18 protein-coding genes, 2 tRNA genes and 1 pseudogene are annotated in these 20462 nt (G+C 40.1%); 19 read left to right on the top strand and 2 right to left on the bottom strand.

All coding sequences use genetic code 11. The features are described 5' to 3' along the window. The first annotated feature begins 7 nt into the window (after positions 1-7). Positions 8-1771 carry a glycerophosphoryl diester phosphodiesterase membrane domain-containing protein gene (locus tag K4Z77_RS01400; protein WP_224218218.1) on the top strand — a complete coding sequence of 588 codons (1764 nt, stop codon included), beginning with the start codon at positions 8-10 and terminating at the stop codon, positions 1769-1771. 628 nt (positions 1772-2399) lie between these two features. Here K4Z77_RS01400 and K4Z77_RS01405 read toward each other — a convergent pair. Further along, the gene (locus K4Z77_RS01405; RefSeq protein WP_224218219.1) at positions 2400-2834 is read right to left on the bottom strand and encodes a DUF6556 family protein; all 435 of its coding nucleotides are present in this window, start codon (positions 2832-2834) and stop codon (positions 2400-2402) included. Positions 2835-2972: 138 nt separating this feature from the next. Between K4Z77_RS01405 and K4Z77_RS01410 the strand changes: the two genes are divergently transcribed. From K4Z77_RS01410 to K4Z77_RS01430, 5 genes are all read left to right on the top strand, one after another. Beyond that, positions 2973-4115, top strand: coding sequence for a cysteine desulfurase family protein (locus K4Z77_RS01410; protein WP_224218220.1), 1143 nt, complete (start codon positions 2973-2975; stop codon positions 4113-4115). Between the two features lie 8 nt (positions 4116-4123). After that, complete coding sequence (gene thiI, locus K4Z77_RS01415) at positions 4124-5338, top strand: tRNA uracil 4-sulfurtransferase ThiI (protein WP_153193314.1); 1215 nt, start codon at positions 4124-4126, stop codon at positions 5336-5338. Between the two features lie 136 nt (positions 5339-5474). Then, positions 5475-6299, top strand: a complete 825-nt coding sequence (locus K4Z77_RS01420; protein ID WP_203175468.1) for an alpha/beta hydrolase — start codon at positions 5475-5477, stop codon at positions 6297-6299. A 23-nt stretch (positions 6300-6322) separates the two neighbouring features. After that, the gene (locus K4Z77_RS01425; protein ID WP_000546753.1) at positions 6323-7063 is read left to right on the top strand and encodes an esterase family protein; all 741 of its coding nucleotides are present in this window, start codon (positions 6323-6325) and stop codon (positions 7061-7063) included. Between the two features lie 12 nt (positions 7064-7075). Continuing rightward, positions 7076-8242, top strand: a complete 1167-nt coding sequence (locus K4Z77_RS01430; protein ID WP_153193317.1) for an ATP-grasp domain-containing protein — start codon at positions 7076-7078, stop codon at positions 8240-8242. Positions 8243-8594: 352 nt separating this feature from the next. Here K4Z77_RS01430 and K4Z77_RS01435 read toward each other — a convergent pair. Beyond that, a pseudogene (locus K4Z77_RS01435) lies at positions 8595-8848 on the bottom strand (IS630 transposase-related protein); the annotation flags it as partial. A 307-nt stretch (positions 8849-9155) separates the two neighbouring features. On the opposite strand from K4Z77_RS01435, the gene K4Z77_RS01440 reads away from it, so the two are divergent. The 13 genes from K4Z77_RS01440 (at position 9156) to sufU (ending at position 20406) form a co-directional block, all read left to right on the top strand. Then, positions 9156-10178: a branched-chain amino acid aminotransferase gene (locus tag K4Z77_RS01440; RefSeq protein WP_049539163.1), complete on the top strand. Its 1023-nt coding sequence runs from the start codon at positions 9156-9158 to the stop codon at positions 10176-10178. Between the two features lie 22 nt (positions 10179-10200). After that, positions 10201-12168 carry a peptide ABC transporter substrate-binding protein gene (locus K4Z77_RS01445; RefSeq protein WP_224218221.1) on the top strand — a complete coding sequence of 656 codons (1968 nt, stop codon included), beginning with the start codon at positions 10201-10203 and terminating at the stop codon, positions 12166-12168. Between the two features lie 98 nt (positions 12169-12266). Beyond that, complete coding sequence (locus tag K4Z77_RS01450; protein ID WP_000037113.1) at positions 12267-12497, top strand: DUF2969 domain-containing protein; 231 nt, start codon at positions 12267-12269, stop codon at positions 12495-12497. Between the two features lie 49 nt (positions 12498-12546). Continuing rightward, a tRNA-Tyr gene (locus K4Z77_RS01455) sits at positions 12547-12627 on the top strand. A gap of 9 nt (positions 12628-12636) precedes the next feature. Beyond that, a tRNA-Gln gene (locus K4Z77_RS01460) sits at positions 12637-12708 on the top strand. A gap of 161 nt (positions 12709-12869) precedes the next feature. Beyond that, positions 12870-14072, top strand: coding sequence for a 30S ribosomal protein S1 (gene rpsA, locus K4Z77_RS01465; protein WP_001001630.1), 1203 nt, complete (start codon positions 12870-12872; stop codon positions 14070-14072). 85 nt (positions 14073-14157) lie between these two features. Next, complete coding sequence (locus K4Z77_RS01470; RefSeq protein ID WP_060805697.1) at positions 14158-14655, top strand: GAF domain-containing protein; 498 nt, start codon at positions 14158-14160, stop codon at positions 14653-14655. Further along, positions 14655-16310 carry a DNA polymerase III subunit gamma/tau gene (gene dnaX, locus K4Z77_RS01475; RefSeq protein ID WP_060805698.1) on the top strand — a complete coding sequence of 552 codons (1656 nt, stop codon included), beginning with the start codon at positions 14655-14657 and terminating at the stop codon, positions 16308-16310. The genes K4Z77_RS01470 and dnaX overlap by 1 nt, the downstream gene beginning before the upstream one ends. 27 nt (positions 16311-16337) lie before the next feature. Next, the gene (locus tag K4Z77_RS01480; RefSeq protein WP_001081602.1) at positions 16338-16532 is read left to right on the top strand and encodes a DUF3272 domain-containing protein; all 195 of its coding nucleotides are present in this window, start codon (positions 16338-16340) and stop codon (positions 16530-16532) included. Positions 16533-16681: 149 nt separating this feature from the next. Next, positions 16682-17452 carry a Fe-S cluster assembly ATPase SufC gene (gene sufC / locus K4Z77_RS01485; RefSeq protein ID WP_000114489.1) on the top strand — a complete coding sequence of 257 codons (771 nt, stop codon included), beginning with the start codon at positions 16682-16684 and terminating at the stop codon, positions 17450-17452. A 27-nt stretch (positions 17453-17479) separates the two neighbouring features. Further along, positions 17480-18742: a Fe-S cluster assembly protein SufD gene (sufD, locus tag K4Z77_RS01490; RefSeq protein WP_049521505.1), complete on the top strand. Its 1263-nt coding sequence runs from the start codon at positions 17480-17482 to the stop codon at positions 18740-18742. Between the two features lie 10 nt (positions 18743-18752). Then, a complete protein-coding gene (locus K4Z77_RS01495) occupies positions 18753-19979 on the top strand; it encodes a cysteine desulfurase (protein WP_224218222.1) in 1227 nt (408 codons plus the stop codon). Further along, on the top strand, positions 19966-20406 hold the full coding sequence (gene sufU, locus K4Z77_RS01500; RefSeq protein ID WP_224218223.1) for a Fe-S cluster assembly sulfur transfer protein SufU: 441 nt from the start codon (positions 19966-19968) through the stop codon (positions 20404-20406). Before K4Z77_RS01495 ends, sufU begins: the two co-directional genes overlap by 14 nt. Positions 20407-20462: the final 56 nt, after the last annotated feature.

The following is a 20462-nucleotide window of genomic DNA, read 5'->3' on the forward strand; positions in this document are numbered from 1 at the left end:
AGTGCCTATGAAACCTGAAAAACCTAAAAATCTAGGTTTTAAGCAGATATACTTTAATCTAGATAAAATACTTTTTCTATTTTTCTTGGCTTTCATGATGATTGAGTTTGTCTGGTTACCTCTTAATTCTTGGATTGCTGGACTTTTGCTCCGACAGACAGGTTATCTCTTTCTGTCCTACAATAATATTTTTGCTATTATAACGGGCTCACCCTTTGTTAGTCTTGCTTTATTTGTTCTGGTAATTGTTAATTTATTGGTCGCCTATTTTCAAATAGGGCTCCTCTTTATTGGTGCTCGGCATTTATTATGTCATGAAAAGAGGACCTTGCTGGAGTATAGTCGCAAGGTCTTTCGACAAAGTTTCTTGTTTATGAAGCAAGTTACGCTTGCCAAGATAACCTTTATCTTCTTTTATATCATGATGCTCTTTCCAGTGATTCGAAAGATTTTAAAGATTTACTACTTAAATAAAATTGTTATTCCGGACTTTATCGTTGATTATGTGGAAGACAAGTATTGGCTAGTAGGTATAGTGGTTACTATTCTGGCCTTACTTCTATTTTACATTTCAGTGCGTTTCATGTTTGCCCTATCTCAGCTTTTATTTGAAAAGAAAACAGTCAAAGAAGCTGTCAGATACAGTCTAGAGAAGACAAGAAAGCACTCCTGGTTTTATACTTGGAACTTGCTTTGGATTGTCGTCAAAACCTACCTATTTTTCATTCTTTTATTGATTCCGATACTAGCAAGTCAGGCACTGATGGATGGTCTGACCCATAAGGAATCTCTTGTTCTGGGAATTATCAACTTCGTCTTGATTAAGAATTTTCATTATATAGCCTTGACTTACTTTCTTATTAAGTTTGTTTCCTTCTTAACGGGAGAAGAACTAGAAATTACACCAAGGAGAAAGAAAGACCACTGGATGAGATGGGGAGTGATGGGCTGTGCTTGTATCTTTTTCGCTCTTGATGGTTATGTTTATTTAGAAGCTCCAGTCGCCAATAAACCTTTAATCATTTCTCACAGGGGAGTATCTAATAAGAATGGTGTGCAAAATACCGTCCAATCACTAGAAAAAACCGCTCAGTTATCTCCAGATTTCGTTGAGACAGATGTTCAGGAAACAAAAGATGGTCAGTTTGTCATGATGCATGATGCCAATATCAAAAATTTGACAGGTGTTAATGCCAATCCTCAGGATTTAACCTTGGAGGAATTAACCAAACTTGATATTTCAGAAAATGGCTATCATACCAAGGTATCTAGTTTTGATGACTATCTCAATAAAGCCAATGAATTGCATCAAAAACTTCTTATTGAGATTAAAACCAGTCGAAAAGATAGTCCAGATATGATGAAACGCTTTATGGAAAAATATGGAACTGTTCTTAAGCAGAATGGTCACCAAATGCAATCCTTGGACTACCATGTGATTGACCAGGTTTTAGCCTACGATACTCAAATTCCAGTCTTTTTCATCCTACCCTATAATAGTATTTTTCCAAGAACCAAGGCCACAGGTTATACTATGGAGTATTCAACCTTGGATGAAAATTTTGTCAACAAGCTTTGGAATACGGATCAGAAATTGTACGTTTGGACCATCAATAGTTCAGAGTCCTTTGATAAATCCGTTCATTTGGGAGCTGATGGCATGATAACGGATGACTTGGAAATGATTCAAGATCAAGTTACCATTGCCCAAGAAGACCCTGAGTATACTGAATTGCTTTTCAAACAGGCCATGGAATTCTTTAATTTTTAGTAAGCAAAAAGAGGTTGATCAAAAATTCACCTCTAAAATAGTAAAAAAACGAGCGATGTATCAGTTGGATATGCTCGTTTTCTTATGCCATGGTTGATAATTGATACTCAATGAAAATCAAAGAGCAAACTAGGAAGCTGGCCGCAGGTTGCTCAAAGTACAACTTTGAAGTTGCAGATAAAACTGACGAAGTCAGTAACATACGTACGGTAAGGCGATGCTGACGTGGTTTGAAGAGATTTTCGAAGAGTATGAAATAAGAATAGAACAGGAAGTAATGCCTATGAAGTGGTTAAACTAGGTTATTTATGTCAGATGTAAAAGGGTTACTAACTTCTGCGTGAAGAAGGCTTTCGAATTTATATCAAACAGAAAATGGATGTTTCCCCTTTTAGGGCAGATGAGAAAGTATTGTTGGCATGTGCAGAGTTTATGTTAGAAATAAATAAGCTGTCATAACATCGCTAGGATTCATCTTTATGAGTATGAATCTCAAAAATTGGTCAAGAATCTAGCATCTAAAACATCAATTATACAAAAACACAGTCTCTCTTTAGCTTGATTGTGGTCAAGACAGAAGTTACTGCGCAGTTTTATTTTTGAGTTGATTTTTTCTTAGATCATGTACTTACTGAGGATTGCTTTTATTTTCTGAAGTTGGAGTATTATTGGACTGTTTTTCATTTTCAGTAGTAGGCTTACTTGGAGCAGGAGTAGTAGATTCCTGAGTTGCTGCTTTCTGCTCTTCTTTTTTCTCTTCCTTGACGCTAGATTTTGGTGTTTCCTCTTGCTGTGTTTTTTCTTGGATAGTGTTAGTTTCCTTATTGGGACTAGTATTTTCCTTAGGGGATTCTTTTTGAATTTCTTTGACAATAGTTGTCGTCTGGCTTGTCGTAGGTTCTTTTTTAGTATTTTTGTTATTATCCAAGGCGTTCATGATCGTGATACTTGCGGTAATCAAGCCAAGGATACTAGCGATAGTCGCAACGATTTTTTGAAAGACTGTAAAGCCTTTTTTGATGTGTTCTGTTTTTGGTTTTGAAGTTCTACGATAATTAGACATGCATTCTCTCCTTTAATTAAAATTTATTATACCGCATTTCTTTAAAAAAATCTTAAAAAAAGAGGAATTGCCCTTTCTTGTCGCAGGCTCCGTTTCATGATACAATAGAAGGAGTGATTTTAGAAAGCGTGAGAAAACATGATTTACTTTGATAATTCGGCGACGACCAAGCCCTATCCTGAAGCACTTGAAACTTATATGCAGGTCGCTTCAAAAATTTTAGGAAATCCATCTAGTCTCCACCGTTTGGGAGACCAGGCAACACGAATTTTAGATGCATCACGTCAACAGATTGCAGATTTAATCGGTAAGAAAAGTGATGAAATCTTCTTTACATCTGGTGGAACAGAAGGTGATAACTGGGTTATCAAGGGTGTGGCCTTTGAAAAGGCTCAGTTTGGAAAGCACATCATTGTATCAGCTATTGAACATCCGGCAGTCAAAGAGTCAGCACTCTGGTTGAAATCTCAAGGTTTTGAAGTGGATTTTGCTCCAGTTGATAACAAAGGATTTGTAGACGTTGAGGCACTAGCAGATTTGATAAGACCAGATACGACCCTCGTTTCCATCATGGCAGTTAACAATGAAATTGGCTCTATTCAACCTATTGAGGCTATTTCAGAACTCTTGGCAGACAAGCCAACTATTTCCTTTCATGTTGATGCAGTTCAGGCACTTGCTAAAATTCCGACTGAAAAGTATCTAACTGATAGAGTGGATTTTGCGACTTTTTCTAGTCACAAGTTCCACGGAGTTCGTGGTGTTGGTTTTGTCTATATCAAGTCTGGTAAGAAAATTACGCCACTGTTGACTGGTGGTGGTCAGGAGCGTGATTACCGTTCGACAACTGAAAATGTGGCAGGGATTGCTGCGACAGCCAAGGCTCTCCGTTTGTCTATGGAAAAGCTAGATATCTTTACTAGCAAGACTGGGCAGATGAAGGCAGTGATTCGTCAAGCCCTTTTGGACTATCCAGATATATTTGTCTTTTCTGATGAGGAAGATTTTGCCCCTCATATCCTGACTTTTGGAATTAAGGGTGTTCGTGGTGAGGTCATTGTTCACGCCTTTGAAGACTATGATATTTTCATCTCAACGACCTCTGCTTGTTCGTCCAAGGCTGGGAAACCTGCAGGAACTCTTATTGCCATGGGAGTGGACAAGGATAAGGCCCAGTCAGCTGTGCGTCTTAGCCTAGACCTTGAAAATGATATGAGTCAGGTCGAGCAGTTCTTGACCAAGCTAAAATTAATTTACAATCAAACTAGAAAAGTAAGATAGGAGCATTCATGCAGTATTCAGAAATTATGATTCGCTATGGAGAGTTGTCAACCAAGGGTAAAAACCGTATGCGTTTCATCAATAAACTTCGTAATAATATTTCAGACGTTTTGTCTATCTATCACCAAGTCAAGGTAACAGCAGATCGCGACCGTGCCCACGCTTACCTCAATGGAGCTGATTACACAGCAGTAGCAGAATCACTCAAGCAAGTCTTTGGAATTCAGAATTTTTCTCCAGTGTATAAGGTTGAAAAATCTGTAGAAGTTCTGAAGTCTTCTGTGCAAGAGATTATGCAGGACATCTACAAGGAAGGCATGACCTTTAAGATTTCTAGTAAGCGTAGCGACCACAACTTTGAACTTGATAGTCGTGAACTCAACCAAACGCTTGGAGGGGCTGTTTTCGAAGCAATTCCAAATGTGCAAGCTCAGATGAAAAATCCTGACATCAATCTTCAGGTGGAGATTCGTGAGGAGGCGGCTTATCTTTCCTATGAAACCATTCGAGGGGCAGGTGGCTTGCCAGTGGGAACTTCTGGGAAGGGCATGCTTATGTTATCAGGGGGAATTGACTCACCTGTAGCTGGCTATCTAGCTCTTAAACGTGGGGTAGATATTGAGGCCGTTCACTTTGCCAGCCCACCTTATACTAGTCCTGGTGCCCTCAAGAAAGCGCAGGATTTGACTCGTAAATTGACCAAGTTTGGTGGCAATATCCAGTTTATCGAAGTGCCTTTTACTGAGATTCAAGAGGAAATCAAGGCTAAAGCTCCAGAAGCCTATCTTATGACCTTGACCCGTCGTTTTATGATGAGGATTACCGATCGTATCCGTGAGGTACGAAATGGTTTAGTTATTATCAATGGGGAAAGCCTTGGTCAAGTAGCCAGCCAAACTCTTGAAAGTATGCAGGCGATTAACGCTGTGACCAACACTCCCATCATCCGCCCTGTGGTTACCATGGACAAATTGGAAATCATTGACATCGCCCAGGAAATCGATACCTTTGAAATTTCTATCCAACCTTTTGAGGACTGCTGTACGATTTTTGCACCTGACCGTCCTAAGACCAATCCTAAGATTAAGAATGCAGAGCAGTATGAAGCACGCATGGATGTTGAAGGTTTGGTTGAACGAGCAGTAGCAGGGATTATGATTACTGAAATCACACCGCAGGTTGAAAAAGATGAAGTGGATGACTTGATTGATAATTTGCTCTAATCAGAAAATCCAGAAGAATTTAGAAAAATAAATGAAAAAGTTAGTTTTTAATTCCAAAAACGGAAGCAAAACTAACTTTTTTTCTATAATTGTGATATAATGAAATAAAATTTTGAATATAGAGAGTTTTCTGACAATGAATCAATCCTACTTTTATTTAAAAATGAAAGAACACAAACTCAAGGTTCCTTATACAGGTAAGGAGCGCCGTGTGCGTGTTCTTCTACCTAAAGATTATGAGAAAGACACGAATCGTTCCTATCCTGTTGTATACTTTCATGACGGGCAAAATGTTTTTTATAGTAAGGAGTCTTTCATTGGTCATTCATGGAAGATTATCCCAGCTATTAAGCGTAATCCTGATATCAGTCGCATGATTGTCGTAGCCATTGACAATGATGGAATGGGGCGGATGAATGAGTATGCAGCTTGGAAGTTCCAAGAATCTCCAATCCCAGGGCAGCAGTTTGGCGGTAAGGGTGTGGAGTATGCCGAGTTTGTCATGGAGGTGGTCAAGCCTTTTATTGATGAAACTTATCGTACAAAAGCAGACCGCCAGCATACAGCCATGATTGGTTCCTCACTAGGAGGCAATATTACCCAGTTTATCGGTTTGGAATACCAAGACCAAATTGGTTGCTTGGGCGTCTTTTCATCTGCCAACTGGCTCCACCAAGAAGCCTTTAACCGCTATATCGAGCGTCAGCAACTATCGCCTGACCAGCGTATCTTCATCTATGTGGGAACGGAAGAAGCGGATGATACAGACAAGACCTTGATGGCTGGTAATATCAAACAAGCCTATATCGACTCTTCGCTTCGCTATTACCATGATTTGATAGCAGGAGGAGTACACTTGGGCAATCTTGTCTTAAAAGTTCAGTCTGGTGCCATCCATAGTGAAATCCCTTGGTCGGAGAATTTACCAGATTGTCTGAGATTTTTTGCAGAAAACTGGTAAGGTAAAGTAAGAAAGGAGAAAATATGCATATTGAACATCTTAGCCACTGGAGTGGCCATCTTAACCGTGAAATGTACCTTAACCGTTATGGTCATGCTGGGATTCCAGTTGTGGTCTTTGCTTCATCAGGTGGTAGTCACAATGAATACTATGATTTTGGCATGATTGATGCTTGTGCTTCCTTTATTGAGGAAGGCCGTGTCCAATTCTTTACCCTATCTAGTGTGGATAGTGAGAGTTGGTTGGCCACTTGGAAAAACGGTCACGACCAAGCGGAGATGCACCGTGCCTACGAACGCTACGTGATTGAGGAGGCCATTCCTTTTATCAAGCATAAGACAGGTTGGTTTGATGGCATGATGACGACAGGTTGCTCAATGGGTGCCTACCATGCACTCAATTTCTTCCTTCAGCATCCAGATGTATTTACCAAAGTGATTGCTCTCAGTGGTGTTTACGACGCACGTTTCTTTGTCGGCGATTACTATAACGACGATGCTATTTACCAAAACTCGCCAGTTGATTATATCTGGAACCAAAACGACGGCTGGTTTATTGACCGTTACCGTCAGGCAGAGATTGTGCTGTGTACAGGACTTGGAGCTTGGGAACAAGACGGTCTGCCATCCTTCTACAAGCTTAAAGAAGCCTTTGACCAGAAACAAATTCCAGCCTGGTTTGCTGAATGGGGACACGATGTCGCCCACGACTGGGAATGGTGGCGCAAACAAATGCCTTATTTCCTCGGCAATCTCTATTTATAAAAGGAGTTACCTATGAATTACCTTGTTATTTCTCCCTACTATCCACAAAACTTTCAACAGTTTACCATTGAACTAGCTAATAAAGGAATCAACGTCTTGGGAATTGGTCAGGAACCTTACGAGCAATTGGATGAACCTTTACGCAATAGCCTGACCGAGTATTTCCGTGTGGACAATCTTGAAAATATAGATGAAGTCAAGAGAGCAGTTGCTTTTCTCTTTTATAAACATGGCCCGATTGACCGCATCGAGTCTCATAATGAATACTGGCTTGAGTTGGATGCAACACTCAGAGAACAATTCAATGTTTTTGGTGCCAAACCAGAGGATCTCAAAAAGACGAAATTTAAGTCTGAAATGAAGAAGCTTTTCAAAAAAGCAGGTGTCCCTGTGGTCCCTGGAGCTGTTATCAAGACGGAAGCAGATGTTGATCAAGCAGTGAACGAAATCGGCCTTCCAATGATTGCCAAACCTGACAATGGAGTGGGAGCAGCCGCGACCTTTAAGCTTGAGACAGAGGACGATATCAATCACTTCAAGGCTGAGTGGGATCATTCAACTGTTTATTTCTTTGAGAAATTTGTCACCTCTAGCGAAATTTGCACCTTTGATGGTCTAGTGGACAAGGAAGGAAAGATTGTCTTTTCAACAACCTTTGACTACGCCTATACACCGCTTGATCTCATGATTTACAAGATGGACAATTCTTATTACGTTCTCAAGGATATGGATCCTAAATTACGTAAATATGGTGAGGCAATTGTCAAGGAATTTGGTATGAAAGAACGGTTCTTCCATATTGAGTTCTTCCGTGAGGGGGATGATTATATTGCCATTGAGTACAATAACCGTCCTGCAGGTGGGTTTACCATTGATGTTTATAACTTTGCCCATTCCTTGGACCTCTATCGTGGCTATGCAGCCATTGTCGCAGGAGAAGAGTTCCCAGCGTCAGAATTTGAACCTCAGTATTGTTTGGCTACTTCTCGCCGTGCAAATGCTCACTATGTTTATTCAGAAGAGGATTTGATTGACAAATATAGCCAGCAGTTCAAGGTTAAAAAAATCATGCCAGCGGCCTTTGCGGAACTTCAAGGAGATTACCTGTATATGTTGACAACTCCGAGTCGACAAGAAATGGATCAGATGATTAAGGACTTTGGTCAGCGTCAGGCTTGAGAGACTATCGGATTAAGGAAATTCACTCCCTTAGTCCTTTTGTTTTTTATAAGAAACACAGCGGATTGAAACAAGAGTAGGACAATTTTTGAGGTGCTTTTTGATATGAGCTCAGTTTTTCTCACTAAGATTTTACTCAGGTGAGTGGGGAGGAATAAGAAATAAAGCTACTTTTCTGGGGCTTATTCATAGTAGGTGTGATTCTTTTTTTCGAGTGTAGCCTATAGCTTTGAGAGCATAGTGGATAGTATAGTAGATTGAAATAAGATGTGAACAAAGTGATTGAGAAAGTCAATTTTTTCTAGAAATGTTTTAGCAACTGTAATGTGCTATTCTAGATTCAATACGCTATAGTTGGATGACAGCCAAATTCAGAAGCTATTTCAGTCAAATAAGCGTCTGGATTGTCAGTAAGATAGTTTTTAAGTCTATTTCTATCAATTTTTCTTGGTTTTATTCCTTTTACTTGATGGTTTAAATCACCTATTTTCTCTTTTAGATAATGGTATTACGTGAGATTTGGAAAACGTGTGATACTTCTGTTATACTACCTGTTCGCTTACAATAGGCGAGAACTTTTTTACGTAAATCTGTTGAATATGGCATAAGATGACTACACTACATTGTGTACTATCTTTAGTTCATTTTATCATATCTCTGTCGAAACAGGTTACTAATATTAATGTACGGGCTCTATGTATGTCAAAAATAAGTTCAGTTATTGAATAGATTTTACTAAACGAGATAGAAGAATAATTTGAGTCTTTTATGCAATCTCCATATAGGATTCATTACGACAGATACCTTAGATTTTTTTATTGAAGAAATTTTCTGAAAATTACAAAATATACTTGCTATTTTAGAAAAATAGTGTAGAATAAAAGAAATAGGTTTTTAGAATAAGGAGTGGAATATGACAGTAACGATTGATTGGGAAAATCTCGGTTTTTCCTATATGAAATTACCTTATCGCTACATTGCTCATTTTAAAAATGGACAATGGAATCAAGGAGAGCTTACAGAGGATGCAACCTTGCATATTTCAGAGTCTTCTCCAAGTCTTCACTATGGCCAACAAGCATTTGAAGGTTTGAAAGCTTATCGTACTAAGGATGATAGTGTTCAACTTTTCCGTCCTGACGAAAACGCCAAACGCCTGCAACGTACTTGTGATCGTCTCTTGATGCCACAAGTTCCGACAGATATGTTTGTAGAAGCTTGTAAAGCAGTTGTTCGTGCCAATGAAGAATACGTACCACCATATGGAACAGGTGGAACCCTTTATCTTCGTCCACTTTTGATTGGTGTTGGAGATATTATCGGGGTAAAACCAGCGGAGGAATACATTTTCACTATCTTTGCTATGCCAGTTGGTAATTACTTTAAGGGTGGTTTGGTTCCAACTAACTTCTTGATTCAGGATGAATACGACCGTGCTGCTCCAAATGGTACAGGCGCGGCTAAGGTTGGTGGGAACTATGCTGCCAGTCTCTTGCCAGGGAAATTGGCTAAATCACGCCATTTCTCAGATGTTATCTACCTAGACCCTTCAACTCATACAAAGATTGAAGAAGTCGGTTCAGCTAACTTCTTTGGAATTACAGCTGACAATGAATTTGTAACACCATTGAGTCCATCTATCTTGCCATCTATTACCAAATATTCTTTGCTTTATTTGGCAGAACATCGCTTGGGCTTAACTCCTATTGAGGGGGATGTTCCAATTGATAACCTGGATCGTTTTGTAGAGGCAGGTGCTTGTGGTACAGCAGCGGTTATTTCTCCAATTGGAGGTATTCAACACGGTGATGATTTCCATGTATTCTATAGTGAAACAGAAGTAGGTCCTGTGACTCGTAAACTCTACGATGAATTGACAGGAATTCAGTTTGGTGATATTGAAGCGCCAGAAGGATGGATTGTAAAAGTAGATTAAAATTAACTAAAGGAGATTTTTTATGAAATCTAAAAAGTGGCTCTTAACAGCAGGAGTGGTCCTGAGCACAACAGCTCTTTTAGTAGCTTGTGGAAAAGCTGATAAAGAAGCAGATGCACCGACAACATTTTCATATGTCTATGCAGTAGATCCAGCATCTTTGGACTATAGTATAGCGACTCGTACATCTACAACAGATGTCATCGGGAACGTGGTTGATGGCTTGATGGAAAACGACCAGTACGGAAATGTTATTCCTTCCTTGGCTGAGGATTGGTCTGTGTCAAAAGATGGTTTGACTTATACCTACAAACTTCGTAAAGGAGTTAAATGGTACACTTCTGAAGGTGAAGAATATGCAGAAGTAACAGCCCATGACTTTGTAGCAGGATTGAAACACGTAGCTGACGGTAAGTCAGACGGTGTCTCTCTCATCCAAAATTCAATCAAGGGTTTGGATGCCTACATGACTGGTGAGACGAACGATTTCTCTACAGTTGGTGTCAAGGCCTTGGATGATTACACAGTCGAATATACCCTAAACAAACCAGAAAGTTTCTGGAACTCTAAAGTTACAACAGCGACGATGTTGCCTGTAAATGAAGAGTTTTTGAAGGCATCAGGCAAAGATTATGGAGCAGTTACTCCAGCAGGGATTCTCTATAATGGTCCTTATATCTTGAAGACCTTGACTTCTAAATCGTTGATTGAATACGAGAAAAATCCAAACTACTGGGATAAAGAAAAGGTAAAAATTGAGAAGATTAAATTGACCTACTACGATGGTTCAGACCAGGAATCCTTGATTCGTAGCTTCTCTTCTGGTGCTTATACGACAGCTCGTCTCTTCCCAAGTAGCTCAAATTTTGCTTCAACTTTGGAACAATATGGAGATAAAATTACATATAGCCCACAGGACTCAAGTAGCTATTACTTCACCTTTAACGTAAATCGTCAGTCATACAATAAAACTGCGAAAACAAGTGAGGAACAAAAAAATTCTACAAAAGAAGCTATGCTTAATAAGGACTTCCGTCAGGCTATCAACTTTGCCTTCAACCGCCATTCTTATGCTGCCCAGCTAAATGGTGAAGACGGTGCGGACAAGATTATTCGTAACAGTCTCGTTCCTGACAACTTTGTACAAGCAGGTGGTAAGAACTTTGGTCAAATTGCTCAAGCTGAGTTGGTGAACTATGGTGACCAATGGAAAGGCGTTGAGCTAGTTGACGGTAAGGATTCTATCTACAACCCTGACAAAGCTAAAGCTGCCTTTGAAAAAGCTAAGAAAGACTTAGAATCTAAAGGGGTAACCTTCCCAATTCATTTGGATGTCCCAGTTGAACAGACAGATACCATCGCCGTTCAACAAAGCAACTCTTTCAAACAGTCAATCGAATCAACTCTTGGTGCTGAAAATGTTGTCATCGATGTTCTTCAAATGACAGATAATGAAAAGGAAACAATCACTTCACAAGCGCGTGTTCCTTCTCAAAAAGACTATGATTTGAACAGTACAGGATGGGCTCCAAGCTACCAAGACCCAGCATCTTATTTAACTATCATGGATCCTAAATCAGGTTCTGCTATGAAACACCTTGGCATTACGAAAGGAAAAGATAAGGATGTTGTAGCTAAGATTGGTTTGGATCAGTATAAGAAATTATTAGATGATGCGGATTCAGAAACTACTAATCTTGAAGAACGCTATGAAAAATATGCCAAGGCTCAAGCTTGGTTGACAGATAGTTCATTATTGATGCCAACAGCCTCATCTGGTGGCTCTCCAGTTGTAAGTAATGTTGTGCCATTCTCAAAACCATACTCACAAGTTGGTATTAAGGGTGACCCATATATCTTTAAAGGTATGAAATTGCAAAAAGATATCGTTACAACCAAAGAATATGAAGAAGCACTGAAAAAATGGCAAAAAGAAAAATTGGAATCAAACGGTAAGTACCAAAAAGAACTAGAAAAACACATTAAATAAAGCAGAAAACTCTATATCAGACTTGGAATGATATAGAGTTTTTTCTTGCTAGTTTTGGGATTTTCTTGTAAAATAGAAAAAGTGAAGAGAGGTATGAAATGAGTAAGAAAGATAAAAAAATCGAAATTCAAGTAGCAGATGCTAAAGTTAATGTAGGAAAAGACAGTTTTGAAGGTTATACCTTGACCATTGGTAAAAAAGTTATCGGAGAAATTGCCGAATTAGACGGACAATTTGCCATCATAAAGAATGGGAATGTCGATAGTTTTTATAAAAAATTGGAAAAAGCTGTGGAAATTTTGATTGAAAATTATAATTTAGCAAAATAAGTCTTGTTTTTTTGAAATTTTCATGATATAATAGTCCATGTTGATTGTAGGAGAGATAGCGAAGAGGCTAAACGCGGCGGACTGTAAATCCGCTCCTTCGGGTTCGGGGGTTCGAATCCCTCTCTCTCCATTTCATCAATGGGGTATAGCCAAGCGGTAAGGCAAGGGACTTTGACTCCCTCATGCGTTGGTTCGAATCCAGCTACCCCAGTTCTTAGGTAATAATCAAGATAAAAAGCAAAATATCTTAGGGTATTTTATTTTTATAATTGAAAGACGTGAACGATATGAACATGTCCTTGCGGGTGCTTAGGAAAAAAATTATAAGTATGTCAAGTTTAAGAAAAACTTGATTGTTGGAGGATTTTTTAGATGAACGAATTTGAAGATTTGCTAAATAGCGTTAGCCAAGTTGAGACTGGTGATGTTGTTAGTGCTGAAGTATTGACAGTTGATGCGACTCAAGCTAACGTTGCAATCTCTGGAACTGGTGTTGAAGGTGTCTTGACTCTTCGCGAATTGACAAACGATCGCGATGCAGATATCAATGACTTTGTTAAAGTAGGAGAAGTATTGGATGTTCTTGTACTTCGTCAAGTAGTTGGTAAAGATACTGATACAGTTACATACCTTGTATCTAAAAAACGCCTTGAAGCTCGCAAAGCATGGGACAAACTTGTTGGTCGCGAAGAAGAAGTTGTTACTGTTAAAGGAACTCGTGCCGTTAAAGGTGGACTTTCAGTAGAATTTGAAGGTGTTCGTGGATTTATCCCAGCTTCAATGTTGGATACTCGTTTCGTACGTAACACTGAGCGTTTTGTAGGTCAAGAATTTGACGCTAAAATCAAAGAAGTTGACGCTAAAGAAAACCGCTTCATCCTTTCACGTCGTGAAGTTGTTGAAGCAGCTACAGCAGCAGCTCGCGCTGAAGTATTCGGTAAATTGGCTGTTGGTGATGTTGTAACTGGTAAAGTTGCCCGTATCACAAGCTTCGGTGCTTTTATCGACCTTGGTGGTGTTGACGGATTGGTTCACTTGACTGAATTGTCACACGAGCGTAACGTATCACCAAAATCAGTTGTAACAGTTGGTGAAGAAATTGAAGTGAAAATCCTTGATCTTAACGAAGAAGAAGGACGCGTATCGCTTTCACTTAAAGCAACAACACCTGGACCATGGGATGGCGTTGAGCAAAAATTGGCTAAAGGTGATGTAGTTGAAGGAACAGTTAAACGTTTGACTGACTTCGGTGCATTTGTTGAAGTATTGCCAGGTATAGATGGACTTGTTCACGTATCACAAATTTCACACAAACGTATTGAAAATCCAAAAGAAGCTCTTAAAGTTGGTCAAGAAGTTAAAGTTAAAGTTCTTGAAGTTAACGCAGATGCAGAGCGCGTATCACTTTCTATCAAAGCTCTTGAAGAGCGTCCAGCTCAAGAAGAAGGACAAAAAGAAGAAAAACGTGCTGCTCGTCCACGTCGTCCAAAACGTCAAGAAAAACGTGATTTCGAACTTCCAGAAACACAAACAGGATTCTCAATGGCTGACTTGTTCGGTGATATCGAACTTTAATCAAATTGAAAATTCATAAAATCCTTTGTTTTCTAAACAAGGGATTTTTCTTTTGTCTGTAAGCCTTTTTTGATATAATAGTTCTATGTTAGAATCAGAAAAACAATCACGTTATCAAATGTTAAATGAAGAGCTCTCTTTTTTATTGGATGGTGAAACCAATGTTTTGGCTAATCTTTCCAACGCCAGCGCTCTTCTAAAATCACGCTTCCCTAATACCGTATTTGCAGGCTTTTATCTGTTCGATGGAAAGGAATTGATTTTAGGTCCTTTCCAAGGAGGTGTTTCCTGTATCCGTATCTCACTAGGCAAAGGTGTTTGTGGGGAGGCAGCCCACTTTCAGGAAACTGTTCTGGTTGGTAATGTAACAACTTATCCCAACTATATTTCTTGTGATAGTCGAGCTAAAAGTGAAATTGTTGTGCCAATGATGAAGAATGGTCAATTGCTCGGGGTTCTGGATCTGGATTCTTCAGAGATTGATGATTATGATGCTATGGATCGAGATTATTTGGAACAATTTGTCGCTATTTTGCTTGAAAAGACAGAATGGGACTTTACAATGTTTGGGGAGAAAGCCTAATGTATCAAGCACTTTATCGAAAATATAGAAGTCAAAATTTCTCCCAGTTGGTTGGTCAAGAAGTTGTAGCTAAGACTCTTAAACAAGCGGTGGAACAAGAGAAAATAAGTCATGCATATCTTTTTTCTGGTCCTCGTGGAACGGGAAAAACCAGTGTGGCTAAGATCTTTGCCAAGGCTATGAACTGTCCCAATCAAGTGGGTGGTGAACCATGTAATAACTGCTATATTTGTCAGGCAGTGACGGATGGTAGTTTAGAAGATGTCATCGAAATGGATGCGGCCTCTAATAATGGAGTCGATGAAATCCGTGAAATTCGTGATAAATCTACCTATGCCCCTAGTCTTGCCCGTTATAAGGTTTATATCATAGACGAGGTTCACATGCTGTCTACAGGGGCTTTTAATGCCCTCCTAAAGACTCTGGAAGAGCCAACACAGAATGTGGTCTTTATTTTGGCTACTACTGAATTGCACAAGATTCCTGCCACTATTCTATCCCGTGTGCAACGTTTTGAATTTAAATCGATTAAGACACAGGATATTAAGGAACATATCCGCTATATCTTAGAAAAAGAAAATATCAGTTCTGAACCAGAGGCTGTGGAAATCATTGCCAGACGGGCTGAAGGTGGAATGCGAGATGCCTTGTCTATTTTGGATCAAGCCCTGAGTTTGACACAGGGAAACGAGTTGACGACTGCCATCTCTGAAGAAATTACTGGCACCATTAGTCTATCAGCCTTGGATGATTATGTGGCTGCCTTGTCTCAACAGGATGTTCCCAAGGCTTTGTCTTGCTTGAATCTTCTTTTTGACAATGGTAAGAGCATGACTCGTTTTGTGACGGATCTTTTGCACTATTTAAGAGACTTGTTAATTGTTCAAACAGGGGGAGAAAACACTCATCATAGTCCAGTATTTGTAGAGAATTTGGCACTTCCTCAAGAAAATCTGTTTGAAATGATTCGCTTGGCGACAGTCAGTTTAGCAGATATTAAGTCTAGTTTGCAGCCTAAGATTTATGTTGAGATGATGACTATCCGTTTGGCAGAGATTAAGCCTGAACCAGCTCTTTCTGGGGCAGTTGAACATGAAATTTCTGCATTGAGACAGGAAGTTGCGCGTCTCAAACAAGAACTCGCCAATGTGGGCACTGTACCAAAACCAACTAGTCCAGTACCTACCCGTCCAGCAGCGAGCAAGACCGTCTATCGTGTGGATCGCAATAAGGTTCAATCGATCCTACAAGAGGCCGTTGAAAATCCAGATTTAGCACGTCAAAATCTGATTCGCTTGCAAAATGCCTGGGGAGAAGTGATTGAAAGTCTTGGAGGTCCTGATAAGGCTCTGCTAGTTGGTTCTCAACCGGTTGCAGCCAATGAACACCATGCTATTCTTGCTTTTGAATCTAACTTCAATGCTGGTCAAACCATGAAACGGGACAATCTCAACACTATGTTTGGTAACATCCTCAGTCAGGCAGCAGGTTTTTCACCTGAGATTTTAGCCATTTCCATGGAGGAATGGAAAGAAGTTCGCGCAGCCTTTTCAGCCAAAGCCAAATCTTCTCAAACTGAAAAAGAAGCAGAAGAAAGCCTGATTCCAGAAGGATTTGAATTTTTGGCTGATAAAGTGAAGGTAGAGGAAGACTAAAGAAAGATTTCATGATACAATAAGTTTATGAATAGACAACAATTTATTATCATCGCGCTGTTTACAGCTGCTGAGACCTATTTTTTCAATGAAGCCTGGATGACTGGTCGCTATATTATGGCAGCCTTTTGGGCCATTTTACTCTTTAGAAATTTCCGAGTTAGTTACTTGATGGGTAAAATAGTAGATGTCATTGACCAACATTTAAAAGGAAAAGACTAGTCCTCAGCTTCTAGACAAAATCAAAGCCTTTTAGGCTTTTTTTTGTTATACTATAAAAGTATATTTATAGACCTTTTACTCTATTTCTGGGGAAATCAGACGTTTTTCTAGTAAGTACTGTAAAGGTCTTGAAAAAGAAAGGAACTATCATGTCAGTATTAGAGATCAAAGATCTTCACGTCGAGATTGAAGGAAAAGAAATTTTAAAAGGGGTTAACCTGACCCTGAAAACAGGAGAAATCGCCGCTATCATGGGACCAAATGGTACAGGTAAATCGACTCTTTCTGCAGCTATCATGGGAAATCCAAACTATGAAGTTACCAAAGGTGAAGTCTTGTTTGATGGCGTAAACATCCTTGAGTTGGAAGTTGACGAGCGTGCGCGTATGGGACTTTTCCTTGCTATGCAATACCCATCAGAAATTCCTGGTATTACTAACGCTGAGTTTCTTCGTGCAGCCATGAATGCTGGTAAAGAAGATGATGAAAAAATTTCAGTTCGTGAGTTTATCACTAAATTGGATGAGAAGATGGAATTGCTCAACATGAAAGAAGAAATGGCTGAGCGTTACCTCAACGAAGGTTTCTCTGGTGGTGAGAAAAAACGTAATGAGATTCTTCAACTTTTGATGTTGGAACCAACTTTTGCCCTTTTGGATGAGATTGACTCTGGTCTTGATATTGACGCTCTTAAAGTTGTTTCTAAAGGTGTCAATGCTATGCGTGGTGAAGGTTTTGGTGCTATGATTATCACTCACTACCAACGTCTTTTGAACTACATCACACCTGATGTGGTACACGTCATGATGGAAGGTCGTGTTGTCCTTTCAGGTGGTCCAGAATTGGCTGCGCGTTTGGAACGTGAAGGATACGCAAAACTAGCTGAAGAACTTGGCTACGACTACAAGGAAGAATTGTAATTCCCTCGTATCTTTTAGGAGAAGTAAATGACTAAAGAAAATATTAAACTTTTTTCAGAAATGCACGCTGAACCAAGCTGGTTGGCTGACCTCCGTCAAAAAGCTTTTGATAAGATTGAGAGTTTGGAATTACCAGTTATTGAGCGTGTCAAATTCCACCGTTGGAATCTGGGTGATGGAACGATTACAGAAAGTGAGCCATCAGTAAATGTTCCAGATTTCACAGCTCTAGATAATCACTTGAAATTGGTTCAAGTAGGAACTCAGACTGTTTTTGAGCAAATTCCAGTTGAGTTAGCTGAACAGGGTGTCGTCTTTACAGACTTCCACTCAGCTTTAGAAGAAATTCCAGAGCTGATCGAAGAATTCTTCATGTCATCTGTTAAGTATGACGATGATAAGTTGGCAGCCTACCATACAGCTTATTTCAACAGTGGTGCTGTTCTCTACATTCCTGATAACGTGGAAATTAAAGAGCCAATCGAAGGTATTTTCTATCAAGACAGCGATAGCGATGTGCCGTTTAACAAGCATATTATGATTATCGCTGGTAAAAATTCTAAGATTAGTTATCTGGAGCGTTTAGAGTCACGCGGTGAGGGTAATGCCAAAGCAACTGCCAACATCACTGTGGAAGTGATTGCACGTTCTGGTGCGCAAGTGAAGTTTGCGGCTATCGACCGTCTAGGTGAAAACGTTACTGCCTATATTAGCCGTCGTGGTAAATTAGGCAACGATGCAAGTATTGATTGGGCAATCGGTGTCATGAACGAAGGAAATGTCGTTGCTGACTTTGATAGCGACTTGATTGGAAATGGTAGCCATGCCGACCTTAAAGTTGTAGCTCTTTCAAGTGGCCGTCAGGTACAAGGGATTGATACTCGAGTGACTAACTATGGTTGTAACTCAATCGGAAATATCCTTCAACATGGGGTTATTCTCGAAAAAGCAACTTTGACCTTCAATGGTATCGGTCACATCATCAAGGGTGCTAAGGGAGCAGATGCCCAACAAGAAAGTCGTGTTCTCATGCTTTCAGACCAAGCGCGTTCAGATGCTAATCCAATTCTTTTGATTGATGAAAATGACGTAACTGCAGGACACGCAGCCTCTATTGGTCAGGTAGATCCAGAAGATATGTACTACCTCATGAGTCGTGGCTTGGATAAGGCAACTGCAGAACGTTTGGTTGTCCGTGGTTTCCTTGGCTCTGTTATCGTGGAGATTCCAGTCAAGGAAGTTCGTGATGAAATGATTGCAACGATCGAAGAGAAATTGTCAAAACGCTAAGGGGAAGCCGATGTTAGATGTAGAAGCGATTCGTAAGGATTTTCCAATTTTAGATCAGATTGTTAATGATGAACCATTAGTCTATTTGGACAATGCTGCGACGACACAAAAACCACTAGCAGTTCTGGAAACGATTAACCGCTATTATGAGCAGGACAATGCCAATGTTCATCGTGGGGTTCATACCTTGGCGGAGCGGGCTACTGCTTCCTATGAAGCTGCTCGTGAAACCATTCGTAAGTTTATCAATGCAGGGTCTACAAAGGAAGTTCTCTTTACTAGGGGAACGACAACCAGTCTGAACTGGGTAGCGCGTTATGCTGAGGAAGTCTTGGCTGAGGGAGACCAGGTCTTGATTTCTGTCATGGAACACCATTCTAATATCATTCCTTGGCAGGAAGCCTGCCGCAAGACTGGAGCGGAGCTTGTCTATGTCTATCTTAAGGACGGTGCCTTGAATATGGAGGATTTGCGAGTTAAATTGTCTGACAAGGTCAAGTTTGTTTCGCTAGCTCACGCTTCAAATGTTCTTGGTGTGGTCAATCCTATCAAAGAAATCACTCAATTGGCCCACCAAGTTGGAGCTATCATGGTGGTGGATGGTGCTCAATCTACTCCTCATATGAAGATCGATGTCCAGGACTTGGATGTGGACTTCTTTGCCTTTTCAGGTCACAAGATGGCGGGTCCAACTGGTATCGGTGTTCTTTACGGAAAAGAGAAGTATTTAGAACAAATGTCACCAGTGGAATTTGGCGGCGAAATGATTGATTTCGTTTATGAACAATCTGCTAGTTGGAAGGAATTACCTTGGAAATTTGAGGCTGGAACTCCTAATATGGCAGGTGCAATTGGACTTGCTGCGGCAGTAGATTATCTTGAAAAGATTGGTATGGATGCCATTGAAGCCCATGAACAGGAACTGATTGCATACGTCTTTCCAAAACTGCAGGCGATTGAAGGATTGACCATTTATGGTTCGCAGGACTTGGCTCAACGTTCGGGTGTCATTGCCTTTAACCTAGGTGACCTTCATCCGCACGACCTTGCGACTGCTTTGGATTATGAAGGAGTGGCTGTTCGTGCGGGTCACCATTGCGCTCAACCCTTGCTCCAGTATTTGGACGTTCCAGCTACAGCTCGTGCAAGTTTTTATATCTACAATACCAAGGCAGATTGCGACAAGCTAGTCGATGCCTTACAAAAGACAAAGGAGTTTTTCAATGGCACTTTCTAAACTAGATAGCCTTTATATGGCAGTGGTAGCGGACCATTCGAAAAATCCACATCACCAAGGGAAGTTGGAAGACGCTGAGCAAATCAGTCTCAACAATCCGACTTGTGGGGATGTTATCAATCTCTCTGTCAAGTTTGATGCAGATGACCGCTTGGAAGATATCGCCTTTCTAAACTCAGGCTGTACCATCTCAACTGCCTCTGCTAGCATGATGACAGATGCAGTTTTAGGAAAAAGCAAACAAGAAATTTTAGAACTTGCAACTATTTTTTCTGAAATGGTTCAAGGGCAAAAAGATGAGCGTCAAGACCAACTAGGCGATGCAGCTTTCTTATCAGGCGTTGCCAAATTCCCTCAACGAATCAAGTGTGCAACTCTAGCTTGGAATGCCCTTAAGAAAACAATTGAAAATCAAGAAAACAAGTAAGGCAAGTTTCTTTTGTCTTATGAATCAGTAGAAATGAAGAATGAAAGAAAGGATAT

The sequence above is a fragment of the Streptococcus mitis subsp. hohhotensis genome, assembly GCF_020089495.2.
GTDB classification, from domain to species: Bacteria; Bacillota; Bacilli; order Lactobacillales; family Streptococcaceae; genus Streptococcus; species Streptococcus hohhotensis.